Genomic DNA, 13,161 nt, shown 5'->3' with positions numbered 1-13,161 from the left:
TGAACCGGACCACGTTCCTCGGCAAGCCCCGATGCGCCCGTGACTACATCCGCATCGAGCGAGACACTTGACCTGTCAGACATGTCTCCTCCGAAGTGTCAGACATGTCCCTTCACAGGACAGACCGCGAGAAGGTCCCCTTTCACCTCGACCGGCGTCGGGGGGCCGGGTCAGGCGGGGCCGGAGCCCTTGGTGCCGAAGACGATGTCGTCCCAGCTGGGAACGCTCGGCCGGCCGCGCCGCCCGGACGAGCCCGCGGCCGACGCCGAGGCCGTGCGCGCACCGCCGTCGTCGTCGGACGACGAAGAGGAGCCACGCTCGGCCGAGTCGGTCTCGGGGCGCTGCGGTTCGTCGTCCTCGGGCCATCCGCCGACGAGCGCCCGTGAGCGGGTCGGCTCCTCGAGGTGCTCGCGCACCGGCTTGCGGGCGCGGTGCGCCGGGGGCGGTCCGGCCGCGGCGAGGTCGCCGGTCAGCTCCTCGAGCGGGAGGGCGTCGTCGCGCGGACGGTCCTCGCCGGGGGTGTGCGTGGGGGAGGAGCGCCGCCGCGAGCGCCGGCCCCGGGCGCTGTGCTCGCGCATCGCGGCCATGAGGTCGATCGGCTCGTGGTCGGCCCGCTCGGTGGGGGCGGTGCGCTCGATGCCCCCGTCGGCGTCGACGTCGTAGACGTCGAGGTCGGTGCTCGTGGGCGCCCGGTGCGGGGCGGGGATGAGCCCGGAGGTCGAGTCCTCGCTCAGCCAGCGCGCCTCGTCGTTCGTCGGCGACACCGAGCCGCCGAGCGGCTCGTAGAGCCAGGTCGCGGTGCGTCGCCGGCCACCGGCCGCGAAGGTCATCGACAGCTGCCAGACGCCCTCGTCGTCGCGGGCGGAGTCCCACTCGATGTCGTCGCGGTCGACCCCGCGGTCGCGCAGCCGCTCGGACACCCGGTCGGCGAGGGTGACCGGTGCCGGACCGCGCGTGCCGACGGCGCAGCCCCGCGCCACCCGGGCGACGTGCTCGCGCTCGGCGAGGATGGGTCCCTCGAACCGGCGGACCTTCTCGACGGTCCACCCGGAGCGGTCGGCGACCTCCTCGGCGGACAGCCCGCGCCGGATGAGGGCCTGCACCTCGCGGGGACGCATGCCGCCGTCCATCTCGATCTGGAGCTGGCCGAGCCGGGGCCGGTCGCGGCGGGCGGCGGCACGCAGCGGCTCGTCGAGGGGCAGGCGGAACCGGCCCCCGTCGGCGTCCGCGAGCAACAGGTGCTGACCGTCCTCGTGGACGCCGATCAGGCGAAGGTCCTGCATGTCGGTCTCCCGGGGTCGCTCGTCGTCACCCCGACGATGCCACCGCGAGGCACCCGGATCGTGGAGCCCACGCCGGGCGTGGCGCGATTGCCCGGATAGCGTGGCCCCATGCCCGACGCGTCTGCCGACCTCTCGCCGTACGACGTCGTCCTCCTCGGGTCCTTCGGAGGGCCCGAGGCCGAGGACGAGGTGATGCCGTTCCTCCGGCGGGTCACGGCCGGCCGGAACATCCCGGACGAGCGGCTCGTCGCCGTCGGCGAGCACTACTACGCGCGCGGCGGCCGGAGCCCGATCAACGACCTCAACCGCGACCTGCTCGCCCGGCTGCGCGCCGAGCTCGACCGTCGCGGGCTCGACGTCCCGGTGGTCTGGGGCAACCGCAACAGCGAGCCGTTCTTCGCCGGCGCCCTCCACGAGGCCCTCGACCTCGGCGCCACCCGGGTGCTCGCGCTCTTCACGAGCGCCTACTCCTGCTACTCGTCGTGCCGGCAGTACCGCGAGGACCTCGCGGGCGCCCTCGAGGAGGTCGGCCCAGCGGCCGACGGGCTCGTCGTCGACAAGGTCCGCCAGTACGTGACGCACCCCGGGCTCGGACGCGCGTGGGCCCGGGCGATGGTCGCGGCCCTGCGCACGCTGCCGGACCCCGGCTCGGCCCGCCTCCTCTACGTCACGCACTCGGTGCCGCTGGCGATGGACGACACCTCCGGTCCGGGCGACGGCGAGGGCAACCTCTACACCGACCAGCACCTGCGCCTCGCCCACCGGCTCGACGAGGTCGTCGGCGCCGAGCTCGGCACCACGCTGCGCGGCGAGCTCGTCTTCTGCTCGCGGTCCGGCCCGCCGAGCCAGCCGTGGCTCGAGCCGGACGTCAACGACCGCATCGAGGAGCTCGCTGCCGAGGACCCCACCGCGCCGGTCGTCGTCGTGCCCATCGGCTTCGTCTCCGACCACATGGAGGTCGTCCACGACCTCGACACCGAGGCCGCCGAGACCGCCGAGCGGGTCGGGGTGCCGTTCCTGCGCGTGCCGACCCCGCACGGCGACGACGGGTTCGTCGAGGGGCTCGTCGACCTGCTCCTCGAGCGGGCGGCCGAGGCGCGCGGCGAGGTCGTCGTCCCCGACACGTGGCTTCCGGGCGACGTCCGCCCGTCGGTGTGCGACCCCGGCTGCTGCCCCAACCTCCGGGTGGCCAGGCCGGCGCTCTGCGGGCGCGACCGATGAGCGCCGTCCCGGCCCTGCCGGCCGACCTCGACCTCGCCGACCTCGAGCGGGTCGCCTGCGAGGTCGCACGCGAGGCCGGCCGGCTCGTCGTCGACGAGCGGCCCACCGAGCTCGGCACCACCGCCAAGTCGACGCGCACCGACGTCGTCACCGAGATGGACCAGCGCAGCCAGGAGCTGCTCCTCGAGCGGCTCGCCGTCCTGCGGCCCGATGACGCGGTGCTCGGCGAGGAGGAGGGCGGCCGTCCGGGCACGAGCGGCCTCACGTGGGTCGTCGACCCCATCGACGGCACCATCAACTACCTCTACGACATGCACGAGTACGCGGTGTCGGTGGCGGCCGTCGTCGGCGACCCCGCCGTCCCCGGCGCGTGGCGCCCCGTCGCGGCCGCGGTGCTCAACCCGCCCACCGGGGAGCTGTTCCACGCCCACACCGGCGGCGGCGCCCGGCTCACCGGGCCCGGCGGCTCGCGCTCGCTGCGGGCCAACCCGGTGAGCGACCTCGGGCTCTCGCTCGTGGGCACCGGCTTCGGCTACGCCGCCGAGGTGCGCGAGCGCCAGGCCCGGCTCCTCGTCGACCTCCTGCCCCGGGTGCGCGACGTCCGCCGGCACGGCAGCGCGGCCCTCGACCTGTGCGCGGTGGCCTGCGGTCGGCTCGACGGCTACTACGAGACCGGGCTCAACGCCTGGGACCGGGCCGGCGGCATGCTCGTGGCCGTCGAGGCCGGGGCGCTCGTCGGCGGCCCGGTCGGCGAGGTGCCCACGCGCGACCTCACGTGGGCGGCCGCCCCGGGCATCGCGGCCGAGCTGTCGGCCCTGCTGCGCGAGCTGACGAGCCGCCACGTCGGGTCGGTCGGCGAGCCCGGCTGAGCCCTCCGCGGAGGTTCTGCGGGTCGAGCGATGGACCCGCGTGGCGGGCCCGACCGGCGATGGTGCACAATCTGGCGCGCACGGCGCCCGAGCGGGCACAAACTCGGCAGCCCGTGCGTTGTCAGGGCCGATTGTCACGAGAAGGGTGGACATCAACGATGGCAACCGACTACGACGCACCGCGCAAGACCGACGACGAGCTCTCCGAGGACTCCATCGAGGAGCTGAAGAACCGCCGGGTCGACAAGCGCGCCTCGAGTGTCGACGTCGACGAGACCGAGCAGGCCGAGGGCTTCGAGCTGCCCGGGGCCGACCTGTCCGGCGAGGAGCTCTCGGTGCGCGTGCTCCCGCGCCAGGCCGACGAGTTCACGTGCTCGCGGTGCTTCCTCGTGCACCACCGCAGCCAGCTCGCGAGCGAGCGCTCCGGGGTGCTCGTCTGCCGGGAGTGCGCGGCCTGACCGGCCGGGACGACCGACCCGTGGCCGCACCGACCCGTGTCCCCGTCGCCGTCCGGCGGCTGCACGCGGACGCGGTGCTGCCCCGTTACAGCACCGACGGCGACGCCGGCGCCGACCTCACCGCGGTCGCCGAGGTGACCCTGGCCCCCGGGGAGCGGGCCCTCGTGCCCACGGGCCTGGCCCTCGCGCTCCCGCCCGGCACGGTCGGGCTCGTGCACCCGCGCTCGGGGCTGGCGGCGCGGCACGGGGTGAGCATCGTCAACGCCCCCGGCACCGTCGACTCGGGGTACCGGGGCGAGGTGCTCGTCAACCTCGTCAACCTCGACCCCACCGAGCCGTTCACCGTGCGCGTCGGCGACCGCATCGCCCAGCTCGTCGTCCAGGAGTACCTCCACGGCGACTTCTCGGAGGCCGATTCGCTTCCGGACAGCGCGCGGGGGGAGACTGGACACGGGTCCACCGGGGGCTTCGGCACCGCCGGGCACCGGTGAGCCCGCCGACCACCAGACACCCGAGGACCCCACGACCGTGAGCATCTTCCGCAGGAGCAAGAACACCGAGCCTGACGCAGTCGTCGTCCCGGACGAGGGCGGCCTGGGTGGCGGCGACGACTCGTCGCCCCTCGACGACTGGGTCGCCGACGAGGCGCCGGCGCGCGACGGCGGACCGTTCGACGTCACGGAGGTCGACGGTCGCGACGGCCGGCTCGACCTCGGCGCCCTCTGGGTGCGCGGCGTGCCCGGCATGGAGCTGCGCCTCGAGGTCGAGCAGGAGACCCAGCAGGTCAACGCGGCCACGGCGGTCGTCGGCGAGTCCGCCCTCCAGCTCCAGGCCTTCGCCGCGCCCCGCTCGGCCGGGCTGTGGTCCGACATCCGCCGCGAGATCGCGATGGCCGTCGAGCAGCAGGGCGGCACCGTCGAGGAGCACACCACCGACCTCGGCCCCCAGCTGCGCACGCGCATGCCGTCGGCGGGCCCGGACGGGCGCACGGTCTTCGCGCCGGCGACCTTCGTCGGCGTCGACGGCCCGCGCTGGTTCCTCCGCGGCGTCCTCTCCGGGCGCGCGGCGATCGACGAGAGCGCTGCCGAGCCGCTCCTCGAGGTGCTGCGCGGCGTCGTCGTCGTGCGCGGCGGCGACCCGATGGCCCCCCGCGAGCTGCTGCCGCTCTCGCTGCCCCAGGACGCCCAGCCCGAGGCCGAGCCGGAGGCCGACGAGGACACCACGCTCGACCCGTTCGAGCGCGGCCCCGAGATCACCGAGGTGCGGTGATGGGGGTCCGCGAGCGCCTGCGCGACCTGGCCCGCACGCCCGTCGAGCAGCACGCCGACGAGCTGCGCGAGCAGACGGTCTCCGAGGGCGGCGACGACCTCACCGCCCTCGCGCCCCGGCACAGCGCCTGCGTCTGCGGGACGGTCCGCACGGTCACCCTCCCGCCGAAGGCCAGCGTCCCGGCGCTCGTCGCCGAGGTCTGGGACGGCAAGGGCTCGGTCAACCTCGTGTGGGTCGGCCGGCGCTCGATCGGCGGCATCGAGCCGGGCACCTTCCTGCGGGCGCGCGGCCGGGTCACGACCGTCAAGGGCACGGCGACGATCTTCAACCCCGCCTACGAGATCATCCCGAAGCAGTGACGGCCGACGAGCCGGTCGCGGGTCCGCCCGCCCCCGACACCGTCGAGGCCCTCATCCGCCACCGCCTGGCCGTCGCGCTCGGCGGCTGGCGCGGCTCGGTCGAGACGGCCCTGCCCACCGTGGTGTTCGTCGGGGTGTGGACCGCGACCGACCACGACGTGCGCACCGCGGCGATCGCGGCGGTCGGGGTCGCCCTCGTGCTCGCGGTCGTCCGGGTGGTCCAGCGCTCCTCGCTGCAGCACGTGCTCGGTGCCCTCGTCGCCACCGCCCTCGCGGCCTTCTTCGCGCTGCGCTCCGGGCAGGCCGAGGACGCCTTCCTCCCCGGCATCCTCACGAGCGCCGGCTTCCTCGTCGGCACGCTCGTCTCGATCGCCGCGCGCTGGCCGGTCGTCGGCTTCCTCGTCGGCGCCGGCGACCCGCGGGCCCAGGAGGACCCGTTCGGGTGGCGCCGCGACCGCGGGATGGTCCGGGTCTGCGCGCGGCTGACGTGGGTGCTCGTCGCCCTGTACGTCGTGCGCCTCGTCGTCATGGTGCCGCTCTACCTCGGCTCGCACGTGGCGCTGCTGGGCGTGGCGAAGATCGCGCTCGGCTGGCCGCTCTACGTCGGCGCCCTGGCCGTCATGGGGTGGCTGCTCGTCTCCGGGCACACCCCGCTCGAGCCCGGCGAGGATCCCGGGGCCGAGGAGGAGCGGGCGGTCTAGCCCTCCGGGTCCTCGTCGCGCTTGTGCCGGCGGCCGGGGGAGAGCAGCGACTCGAGCTCGGACTCGTCGTCGGGCGTCGTGACGAAGAGCAGCTCGTCGAGGGGCTCGAGCGCGTCGTCGCGGCTGGGGGCGATGGGGTGCCCGTCGCGGATGATGCCGGTGAGCACGGTGTCGCCGGGGAACGGCACGTCGCCGACGCGCGAGCCGGCGTAGGGGCTGCCGACGGGCAGGGTCATCTCGACCATCATCGCCCGGCCCTGCTGGAATTCGAAGATGCGCACGAGGTCGCCGACGCTCACGGCCTCCTCGACGAGGGCGGTCATGAGGCGCGGGGTGGAGACGGCGACGTCGACGCCCCAGGCCTCGTCGAACATCCACTCGTTCTTCGGGTTGTTGACGCGGGCGACGGTGCGCGGCACCCCGAACTCGGTCTTGGCGAGCAGCGACAGGACGAGGTTGACCTTGTCGTCACCGGTGGCGGCCACGACGACGTCGCAGTCGGCGAGTCCGGCCTCGGAGAGCGTGTCGATCTCGCACGCGTCGGCCTGCAGCCAGCTGGCGTCGGGGACCTTCGACACCCGCTCGCCGTCGGCCTCGCGGTCGACGAGCAGCACCTGGTGGCCGTTGCGGATCAGCTCGCGGGCGATCGAGCGCCCGACGGAGCCGGCTCCGGCGATGACGACGCGCATGTCAGGGTTGCCTCTCTCGGCGTCAGTGGGTGGACGGGGGCGGGGCGTCGAGGGCGCGCTCCGCCGTCGCGAGGTCGTCGCGGCGCAGGGCCAGGTGGATGAGGTCGCCCTCCTGGTACACGGTGTCGGCGCCGGGCAGGAAGCCGTCGCCGAGCCGGGTGAGGTAGGCCAGCCGTCCACCGGTCGCCTGCTCGATCTCGCTGACCCGGTGGCCGATCCACGGCGCCGACACGGGCATCTCGGCGATGACGACGTGCCCGGACGGGTCGGTGAACTCGGGGACGTGCCCCTGGGGGAGGAGCCGGCGCAGCATCTGGTCGCTCGTCCACTTGACCGTGGCGACGGTGGGGATGCCGAGCCGCTGGTAGATCTCGGCGCGGCCGGGGTCGTAGATGCGGGCGACGACGTTCTCGACACCGAACTTCTCGCGCGCGACGCGCGCGGCGAGGATGTTGGAGTTGTCGCCGCTGGAGACGGCCGCGAAGGCGTAGGCGTTCTCGATGCCGGCCGCCCGCAGCGTGTCGCGGTCGAAGCCGACCCCGGTGACGGTGCGACCCTCGAACGAGGTGCCGAGGCGGCGGAAGGCGCCCTCGTCCTGGTCGACGACCGCCACCTCGTGGCCCGCCCGCTCGATGGCGCGCGCGAGCGAGGCGCCGACCCGGCCGCAGCCCATGATCACGAAGTGCACGGGGCCGACGCTACTACGCGGCGCGACGCCACGAGCCGGCGACCGGAACACGTGCACCGCGGCCCCCGCGGTCTGCATACAGTTGTCCTCGTGTCCACTCCCGGTCGGCTCGTCAAGCGTGTCCTCCTCGGTCGCGCGATGCGCAGCGATCGCCTCGGCGAGACGCTCCTGCCGAAGAAGCTCGCCCTCCCCGTCTTCGCCAGCGACGCCCTCTCGTCCGTGGCCTACGCCCCCGACGAGATCCTCCTCACCCTCGGGCTCGCGGGCGGCACGCTGGCGCTGACCCAGTCGTGGAAGATCGCGCTCGTCGTCGTCCTCGTCATGGCCGTCGTCATCATGAGCTACCGCCAGAACGTGCACGCCTACCCCTCCGGCGGAGGCGACTACGAGGTGGCCAGCGTCAACCTCGGCCCGCGCGCCGGCCTCACGGTGGCGAGCGCGCTCCTCGTCGACTACGTGCTCACCGTCGCGGTGTCGATCTCCTCCGGCGTGCAGAACGCCGCCTCGGCCTTCGGCTTCGTGCGGGGCCACGAGGCGGTCGTCGGCGTCGTCGTCATCGCGGTCCTCACGGCGATGAACCTGCGCGGGGTGCGCGAGTCCGGGGCCGCCTTCGCCGTGCCGACCTACCTCTTCATGGCCGCGGTCATCGGGATGGCGCTCTTCGGCTTCTACCGCCGGCTGTCCGGCGACCTGCCGCTCGCCGAGAGCGCGTCGCTCACGCTGGCCCCGGAGGACGGCTACGAGCAGCTCGGCGGGCTGGCGATGGCCTTCCTGCTGCTGCGGGCCTTCTCGTCCGGGTGTGCCGCCCTCACCGGGGTCGAGGCCATCTCGAACGGCGTGCCGGCCTTCCAGAAGCCGAAGTCACGCAACGCCGCCACGACGCTGCTCCTCATGGGCACCATCGCCGTGACGATGCTCATGTCGATGGTCGTCCTCGCCCGCTGGACCGGGGTGCACTACGCCGAGGACGAGGCGACCCAGCTGCTCCGCGACGGGGTGCCGGTCGGCGACACCTACGTGCAGGACACCGTCATGGGCCAGGTGTCGAAGGCGGTCTTCTCGAACTTCCACCTCGGGGTGGTCCTCGTCTCGATCGTCACCGGGCTCATCCTCGTGCTCGCCGCGAACACCGCGTTCAACGGCTTCCCCGTGCTCGGCTCGATCCTCGCGCGCGACGGCTTCCTCCCGCGCCAGCTGCACACCCGCGGCGACCGCCTCGCGTTCTCCAACGGCATCCTCATCCTCGCGGGGGCCGCCGCCGCGCTCGTCGTGATCTTCGACGCCGACGTCACCCGCCTCATCCAGCTCTACATCGTCGGGGTGTTCGTCTCCTTCACCGTCTCCCAGATCGGCATGGTCCGGCACTGGAACCGGCACCTGCGGGTCGAGAAGGACCCCGCCGGCCGGGCGCGGATGATGCGCAGCCGGGTCATCAACGCGGTCGGCGCGACGATGTCCGGCACCGTCCTCCTCGTCGTGCTCGCGACGAAGTTCATCCACGGTGCGGGGTACGCGATCGCCGCGATGGCCGTGCTCTTCTTCCTCATGCTCGGCATCCGGCGGCACTACGACCGGGTGCGCGACGAGCTGACCGTCATGGAGGGCGACACCAAGCACCAGCTGCTGCCCTCGCGGGTGCACGCCATCGTCCTCGTCGCGAAGATCCACAAGCCCACGCTGCGGGCGCTGGCGTACGCGCGGGCCACCCGGCCCTCGATCCTCGAGGCGCTCACCGTCAACGTCGAGCCCGAGGAGACCTCCGCGCTCCAGGCCGAGTGGGACCGCCGCGACATCCCGGTGCCGCTCAAGGCCCTCGACAGCCCGTACCGCGAGATCACCCGGCCGGTCGTCGACTACGTGAAGTCGATCCGCACCGACAGCCCGCGCGACCTCGTCGTCGTCTACATCCCGCAGTACGTCGTCGGGCACTGGTGGGAACAGCTGCTGCACAACCAGAGTGCTCTGCGCCTGCGCACCCGGCTGCTCTTCACGCCCGGCGTCATGGTGTCGTCGGTCCCGTGGCAGCTCGCGTCCTCCGAGGGCGTCGAGGACCGGATGGACGGCCCGGTCGTCGGCGACGTCCGGCGCGGCGAGTGACGCCTCCCGGTCCGGGTCTGGCCGTCGGCGACGCGGTCGACGTCGAGGTCACCGCCTTCGCCCACGGCGGCCACGGGGTGGCGCGGCACGAGGGGCAGGTGCTCTTCGTCCGCCACGCCGTCCCGGGGGAGCGGGTGCTCGCACGGGTCACCGAGGTCGGGTCCGGCGCACGGTTCGTCCGGGCCGACGCGGTCGAGGTCCTCGTCCCGTCCGCGGACCGGGTCGAGCCCCCGTGCCCGTGGGCCGGGCCCGGCGCCTGCGGGGGCTGCGACCTCCAGCACGTCTCGCTCGCCGGGCAGCGTCGCCTCAAGGCGGGGGTGGTCCGGGAGCAGATGGCCCGGCTGGCGGGGCTCGAGGTCGACGTCGAGGTCGAGCCGGTGCCCGGCGACGCCGACGGCCTCGACTGGCGCACCCGCGTCGAGTTCGCGGTCGACGCCGACGGGCGGGCCGGGTTGCGGCGGTTCCGTTCCCACGAGGTCGTGCCGGTCGACCACTGCCGGATCGCGGCCCCGGGCGTGGACCGGCTGCGGGTCACCGACCGGTCGTGGGCGGGGTCCGACGCCGTCGACGCCGTCGCGCCGACGGCGGGCGAGCCGGTGGTCGTCGAGGTGCCCGGGGCAGACGTGCCCGATGTCGTCGAGCGGGTCGAGGCGACGTGGGAGGTCCCCGACGGCACGGTGCGGTTCGCCCGCGACTTCACGGTGTCGGCCCGCGGCTTCTGGCAGGTGCACCCCGGCGCCGCGTCGACCTTCCTCGCCGCGGCGCTCGGGCCGCTCGACGTCCGCCCGGGGGAGCGGGCGCTCGACCTCTACTGCGGCGTGGGGCTGTTCGCCGCGGCGCTGTCCGAGGCCGTCGGCCCGAGGGGCCAGGTCGTCGCGGTCGAGGCCGACCGTGACGCCGTCGAGCGCGCCGAGCGCGACCTCGCGCCGGCGGGGAACGTCGTCGTCGTCGCGGGACGGGTCGACGACGTGTTCGGCGTGCCGCGGGCCGAGCGGCGCCGTGGCCGGTCGCGTCCCCGTCGCGCCGCGCGCTCCCCGCTGCTGCCGCCGGCTGCCGACGTCGTCGTCCTCGACCCGCCGCGCACCGGCGCCGGTACGGCCGTCGTCCGGGCCGTCGCGGCCATGCGGCCGCGGGCGGTCGCCTACGTCGCGTGCGACCCGGCCGCGCTGGCCCGCGACACCGCGGCCTTCGCCGCCGCGGGCTACCGGCTCGACGCCCTGCGCGCCTTCGACGCCTTCCCGATGACCCACCACGTCGAGTGCGTGGCCCACTTCGTGCCGGACGCGGGCTGAGCGTGGCGCCGGTCGGGGGACCGTCCCGGCGGACGGTGCTGGCCTCCGGCGCCGGGGTGCTGGGCGCGCTGCTCACCGGGTGCTTCTCCGCCCCCGGTGCGCCGGCCCCGCGGCCCACCGGCACGCAGGTGCTGCGCTACGGCCCGCACCCCGCCCAGTTCGCCGAGCTGACCCGCCCTGACGGTGCGTCGCGCGGCACCGTGGTCGTCCTCCACGGGGGCTTCTGGCTCGCGGCGTACGACATCTCCCTCGGGCGACCGCTCGCCTCCGACCTCGTCCGGCGCGGCTGGACCGTCCTCGACGTCGAGTACCGCCGGGTCGGCGACGGGGGCGGCTTCCCCGCGACGCTCGACGACGTCTCGGCCGCGCTCGACCTGCTCGCCGCCGACGGCCGGACCCCGCCCGACCCGCTCGTCACGCTCGGGCACTCGGCCGGGGGCCAGCTCGCCGTCTGGGCGGCCGCGCGGCGTCGGCTCCCTCGCTGGCGGTCCGCCGCCGTCGTCCCGACCCACGTCGTCAGCCAGGCGGGTGTCCTCGACCTCCGGACCGCCGACGCCGAGGACCTCGGGGCCGGTGCCGTCCGCGACCTCCTCGGCGGCTCCCCGGACGAGGTGCCCGACGCGTTCGCCGCGGCCGACCCGCTCGGCCAGGTGCCGCTCGAGGTGCCGGTGTGGTGCGTGCACGGCACCGACGACGGGACGGTGCCGCTCGCGCAGTCGCGGACCTACGTCGACGCGGCCCGGGCCGCCGGCGCGCAGGCGACCCTCGTCGAGGTCGCCGGCGACCACCTCGACCAGGTCGACACCGGGTCGGCGGCCTGGGCCCGCACCCTCGAGGTCCTCGACGCCGTCGCACCCCGCGGGGGCTGAGCGGCCTCAGCCGGATCCGCGACGGACGAGACCGCTCTCGTAGGCGAGGACGACGGCCTGGACGCGGTCGCGGACCTCGAGCTTGCCGAGGAGACGCGCCACGTGGGTCTTGACGGTCGTCTCGGCGACGACCATCTCGGCGGCCACCTCCGCGTTCGAGAGTCCTCGCGCGAGGAGCCGGAGGACGTCGAGCTCGCGGTCGGTCAGGCTGCGCAGGCGCTCGGGCACGCCGGGCTCGGGCTCCGGCTCGGCGTACTGCTCGACGAGCCGTCGGGTGATCCGGGGCTCGATGAGCGAGTCACCGGTCGCGGCCGCCCGGACGGCCGCGAGCAGGCGCGACGGTGGGGTGTCCTTGAGGAGGAAGCCGGCCGCGCCCGCGCGCAGGGCCCGGTAGACGTAGTCGGTCCGGTCGAAGGTCGTCAGCACGACGACGGTCGGGGGGTCCGGGCGGGCGAGGATGCGCTCGGTCGCGGCGAGCCCGTCGAGGACGGGCATCCGGACGTCCATGAGCACGACGTCGGGGCGGGTCAGCGCGGCCTGGCGCACGGCCTCCTCGCCGTCGGCCGCCTCGGCGACGACCTCGATGTCCCCCTCGGCCTCGAGGATGACCCGGAAGCCGGCGCGCACCAGCTCCTGGTCGTCGGCCACGAGCACCCTGGTCACGGGGCTCATCCTGCCGTGGCCGGAGGCGCCGCGGGTCCTCCTCGAGGACGACGCGCCCGGTCGAGGATCGTCCGCCGGGACGACGCGGCGGGCCGGGACGCGGGCGCACCGTGGTGCCGACGGCTCCGGCAGGGGGCCGGACCCGACAGGAAGGCAGCACCCCATGTTCACCGGAATCCGTCCCAGCGACCTCGTCGTCACCGGCGTCGTCGTCACGCTCGCGGTCCTCATCGGCCTCGAGAACGTCACGGCCGCCGCGGGCCCCGAGCTCGCGCACCCGCTCGACTCGCAGTCGATGCTCATCCTCCCCGTGTTCGTCCTCACCGCGCTCCCGCTGCTCTGGCGCCGCCGGCACGTGCTCGGGGCCGTCGCCGTCTCGACCCTCGTGCTGGCGGCGAGCCTCCCGGCGTTCGGGTGGATCACCCGGTGCGGGTTCGCCCTGCCGCTCGCGGCCGCCTTCGCCTACGCGGTGGCGAGGTTCGCCGGGCGCGGTCGACCGCAGGTGCTCGGCCTGCTCGGCATCGCCCTCCTCGAGGTCGTCACCCTCGTCATGGACTCCTCCACCGGCGGCTTCGGCGGCCTCGTCCTGGGGCTCCCGGCCGCGGCGCTCGCCTACGGCGCCGGGGTGGGGGTCGAGAAGCTCTCGGCACGGCGCGCGTCCGCGCCTACGCTGTCGGTCGAGCACGCCCACGTGTGAGGTGAT

General features: G+C 74.8%; 15 protein-coding genes. 11 read left to right on the top strand and 4 right to left on the bottom strand.

The features are described from left to right. Positions 1 to 170 precede the first annotated feature (170 nt). The gene (gene sepH, locus JQN70_RS05460; RefSeq protein ID WP_204130307.1) at positions 171 to 1,283 is read right to left on the bottom strand and encodes a septation protein SepH; all 1,113 of its coding nucleotides are present in this window, start codon (positions 1,281 to 1,283) and stop codon (positions 171 to 173) included. A 108-nt stretch (positions 1,284 to 1,391) separates the two neighbouring features. Between sepH and JQN70_RS05455 the strand changes: the two genes are divergently transcribed. The 7 genes from JQN70_RS05455 to JQN70_RS05425 all read left to right on the top strand — a co-directional run bounded on the left by JQN70_RS05455 (position 1,392) and on the right by JQN70_RS05425 (position 6,160). After that, positions 1,392 to 2,504, top strand: a complete 1,113-nt coding sequence (locus JQN70_RS05455) for a ferrochelatase (protein WP_204130306.1) — start codon at positions 1,392 to 1,394, stop codon at positions 2,502 to 2,504. Then, positions 2,501 to 3,373: an inositol monophosphatase family protein gene (locus JQN70_RS05450; RefSeq protein WP_204130305.1), complete on the top strand. Its 873-nt coding sequence runs from the start codon at positions 2,501 to 2,503 to the stop codon at positions 3,371 to 3,373. The genes JQN70_RS05455 and JQN70_RS05450 overlap by 4 nt, the downstream gene beginning before the upstream one ends. Positions 3,374 to 3,531: 158 nt before the next feature. After that, a complete protein-coding gene (locus JQN70_RS05445) occupies positions 3,532 to 3,831 on the top strand; it encodes a DUF4193 domain-containing protein (RefSeq protein WP_204130304.1) in 300 nt (99 codons plus the stop codon). A 20-nt stretch (positions 3,832 to 3,851) separates the two neighbouring features. After that, complete coding sequence (gene dut, locus JQN70_RS05440; protein ID WP_204130303.1) at positions 3,852 to 4,322, top strand: dUTP diphosphatase; 471 nt, start codon at positions 3,852 to 3,854, stop codon at positions 4,320 to 4,322. A 37-nt stretch (positions 4,323 to 4,359) separates the two neighbouring features. After that, positions 4,360 to 5,100 carry a DUF3710 domain-containing protein gene (locus JQN70_RS05435; protein ID WP_204130302.1) on the top strand — a complete coding sequence of 247 codons (741 nt, stop codon included), beginning with the start codon at positions 4,360 to 4,362 and terminating at the stop codon, positions 5,098 to 5,100. Continuing rightward, positions 5,100 to 5,459, top strand: coding sequence for an OB-fold nucleic acid binding domain-containing protein (locus tag JQN70_RS05430; RefSeq protein ID WP_204130301.1), 360 nt, complete (start codon positions 5,100 to 5,102; stop codon positions 5,457 to 5,459). Before JQN70_RS05435 ends, JQN70_RS05430 begins: the two co-directional genes overlap by 1 nt. Next, a complete protein-coding gene (locus JQN70_RS05425; protein WP_204130300.1) occupies positions 5,456 to 6,160 on the top strand; it encodes a DUF3159 domain-containing protein in 705 nt (234 codons plus the stop codon). Before JQN70_RS05430 ends, JQN70_RS05425 begins: the two co-directional genes overlap by 4 nt. On the opposite strand, the gene JQN70_RS05420 is transcribed toward JQN70_RS05425, so the two are convergent. Both JQN70_RS05420 and JQN70_RS05415 read right to left on the bottom strand, forming a co-directional pair. Beyond that, positions 6,157 to 6,849: a potassium channel family protein gene (locus JQN70_RS05420; RefSeq protein ID WP_204130299.1), complete on the bottom strand. Its 693-nt coding sequence runs from the start codon at positions 6,847 to 6,849 to the stop codon at positions 6,157 to 6,159. The genes JQN70_RS05425 and JQN70_RS05420 overlap by 4 nt on opposite strands. Before the next feature lie 22 nt (positions 6,850 to 6,871). Further along, complete coding sequence (locus JQN70_RS05415; protein ID WP_204130298.1) at positions 6,872 to 7,537, bottom strand: potassium channel family protein; 666 nt, start codon at positions 7,535 to 7,537, stop codon at positions 6,872 to 6,874. Positions 7,538 to 7,627: 90 nt separating this feature from the next. Between JQN70_RS05415 and JQN70_RS05410 the strand changes: the two genes are divergently transcribed. The 3 genes from JQN70_RS05410 to JQN70_RS05400 are packed head-to-tail and all read left to right on the top strand — an operon-like array spanning position 7,628 to position 11,795. Continuing rightward, positions 7,628 to 9,634 (top strand): APC family permease, encoded by a 2,007-nt coding sequence (locus tag JQN70_RS05410; RefSeq protein WP_434063744.1) that lies wholly within the window; start codon positions 7,628 to 7,630, stop codon positions 9,632 to 9,634. Next, positions 9,631 to 10,926 carry a class I SAM-dependent RNA methyltransferase gene (locus tag JQN70_RS05405; RefSeq protein ID WP_204130297.1) on the top strand — a complete coding sequence of 432 codons (1,296 nt, stop codon included), beginning with the start codon at positions 9,631 to 9,633 and terminating at the stop codon, positions 10,924 to 10,926. Before JQN70_RS05410 ends, JQN70_RS05405 begins: the two co-directional genes overlap by 4 nt. A 2-nt stretch (positions 10,927 to 10,928) precedes the next feature. After that, positions 10,929 to 11,795, top strand: coding sequence for an alpha/beta hydrolase family protein (locus JQN70_RS05400; protein WP_204130296.1), 867 nt, complete (start codon positions 10,929 to 10,931; stop codon positions 11,793 to 11,795). 6 nt (positions 11,796 to 11,801) lie between these two features. On the opposite strand, the gene JQN70_RS05395 is transcribed toward JQN70_RS05400, so the two are convergent. Further along, positions 11,802 to 12,467, bottom strand: a complete 666-nt coding sequence (locus JQN70_RS05395; protein WP_204130295.1) for a response regulator transcription factor — start codon at positions 12,465 to 12,467, stop codon at positions 11,802 to 11,804. Positions 12,468 to 12,621: 154 nt separating this feature from the next. Between JQN70_RS05395 and JQN70_RS05390 the strand changes: the two genes are divergently transcribed. After that, positions 12,622 to 13,155 carry a hypothetical protein gene (locus tag JQN70_RS05390; protein WP_204130294.1) on the top strand — a complete coding sequence of 178 codons (534 nt, stop codon included), beginning with the start codon at positions 12,622 to 12,624 and terminating at the stop codon, positions 13,153 to 13,155. Positions 13,156 to 13,161 lie beyond the last annotated feature (6 nt).

This window comes from Phycicoccus sonneratiae (assembly GCF_016887965.1).
In the GTDB taxonomy this organism is placed as follows: Bacteria; Actinomycetota; Actinomycetes; order Actinomycetales; family Dermatophilaceae; genus Phycicoccus; species Phycicoccus sonneratiae.
The sequence above is the reverse complement of the archived record's forward strand: the minus strand, read 5'-3'. Positions and strand labels throughout refer to the sequence as shown.

Bases quoted from the DNA above. Each gene is read 5' to 3' on its own strand.
- JQN70_RS05420 (WP_204130299.1), bottom strand. From the start codon at position 6,849: ATGCGCGTCGTCATCGCCGGAGCCGGCTCCGTCGGGCGCTCGATCGCC.
- JQN70_RS05395 (WP_204130295.1), bottom strand. From the start codon at position 12,467: ATGAGCCCCGTGACCAGGGTGCTCGTGGCCGACGACCAGGAGCTGGTG.
- JQN70_RS05430 (WP_204130301.1), top strand. From the start codon at position 5,100: ATGGGGGTCCGCGAGCGCCTGCGCGACCTGGCCCGCACGCCCGTCGAG.
- JQN70_RS05450 (WP_204130305.1), top strand. From the start codon at position 2,501: ATGAGCGCCGTCCCGGCCCTGCCGGCCGACCTCGACCTCGCCGACCTC.
- JQN70_RS05390 (WP_204130294.1), top strand. From the start codon at position 12,622: ATGTTCACCGGAATCCGTCCCAGCGACCTCGTCGTCACCGGCGTCGTC.
- sepH (WP_204130307.1), bottom strand. From the start codon at position 1,283: ATGCAGGACCTTCGCCTGATCGGCGTCCACGAGGACGGTCAGCACCTG.
- JQN70_RS05455 (WP_204130306.1), top strand. From the start codon at position 1,392: ATGCCCGACGCGTCTGCCGACCTCTCGCCGTACGACGTCGTCCTCCTC.
- JQN70_RS05445 (WP_204130304.1), top strand. From the start codon at position 3,532: ATGGCAACCGACTACGACGCACCGCGCAAGACCGACGACGAGCTCTCC.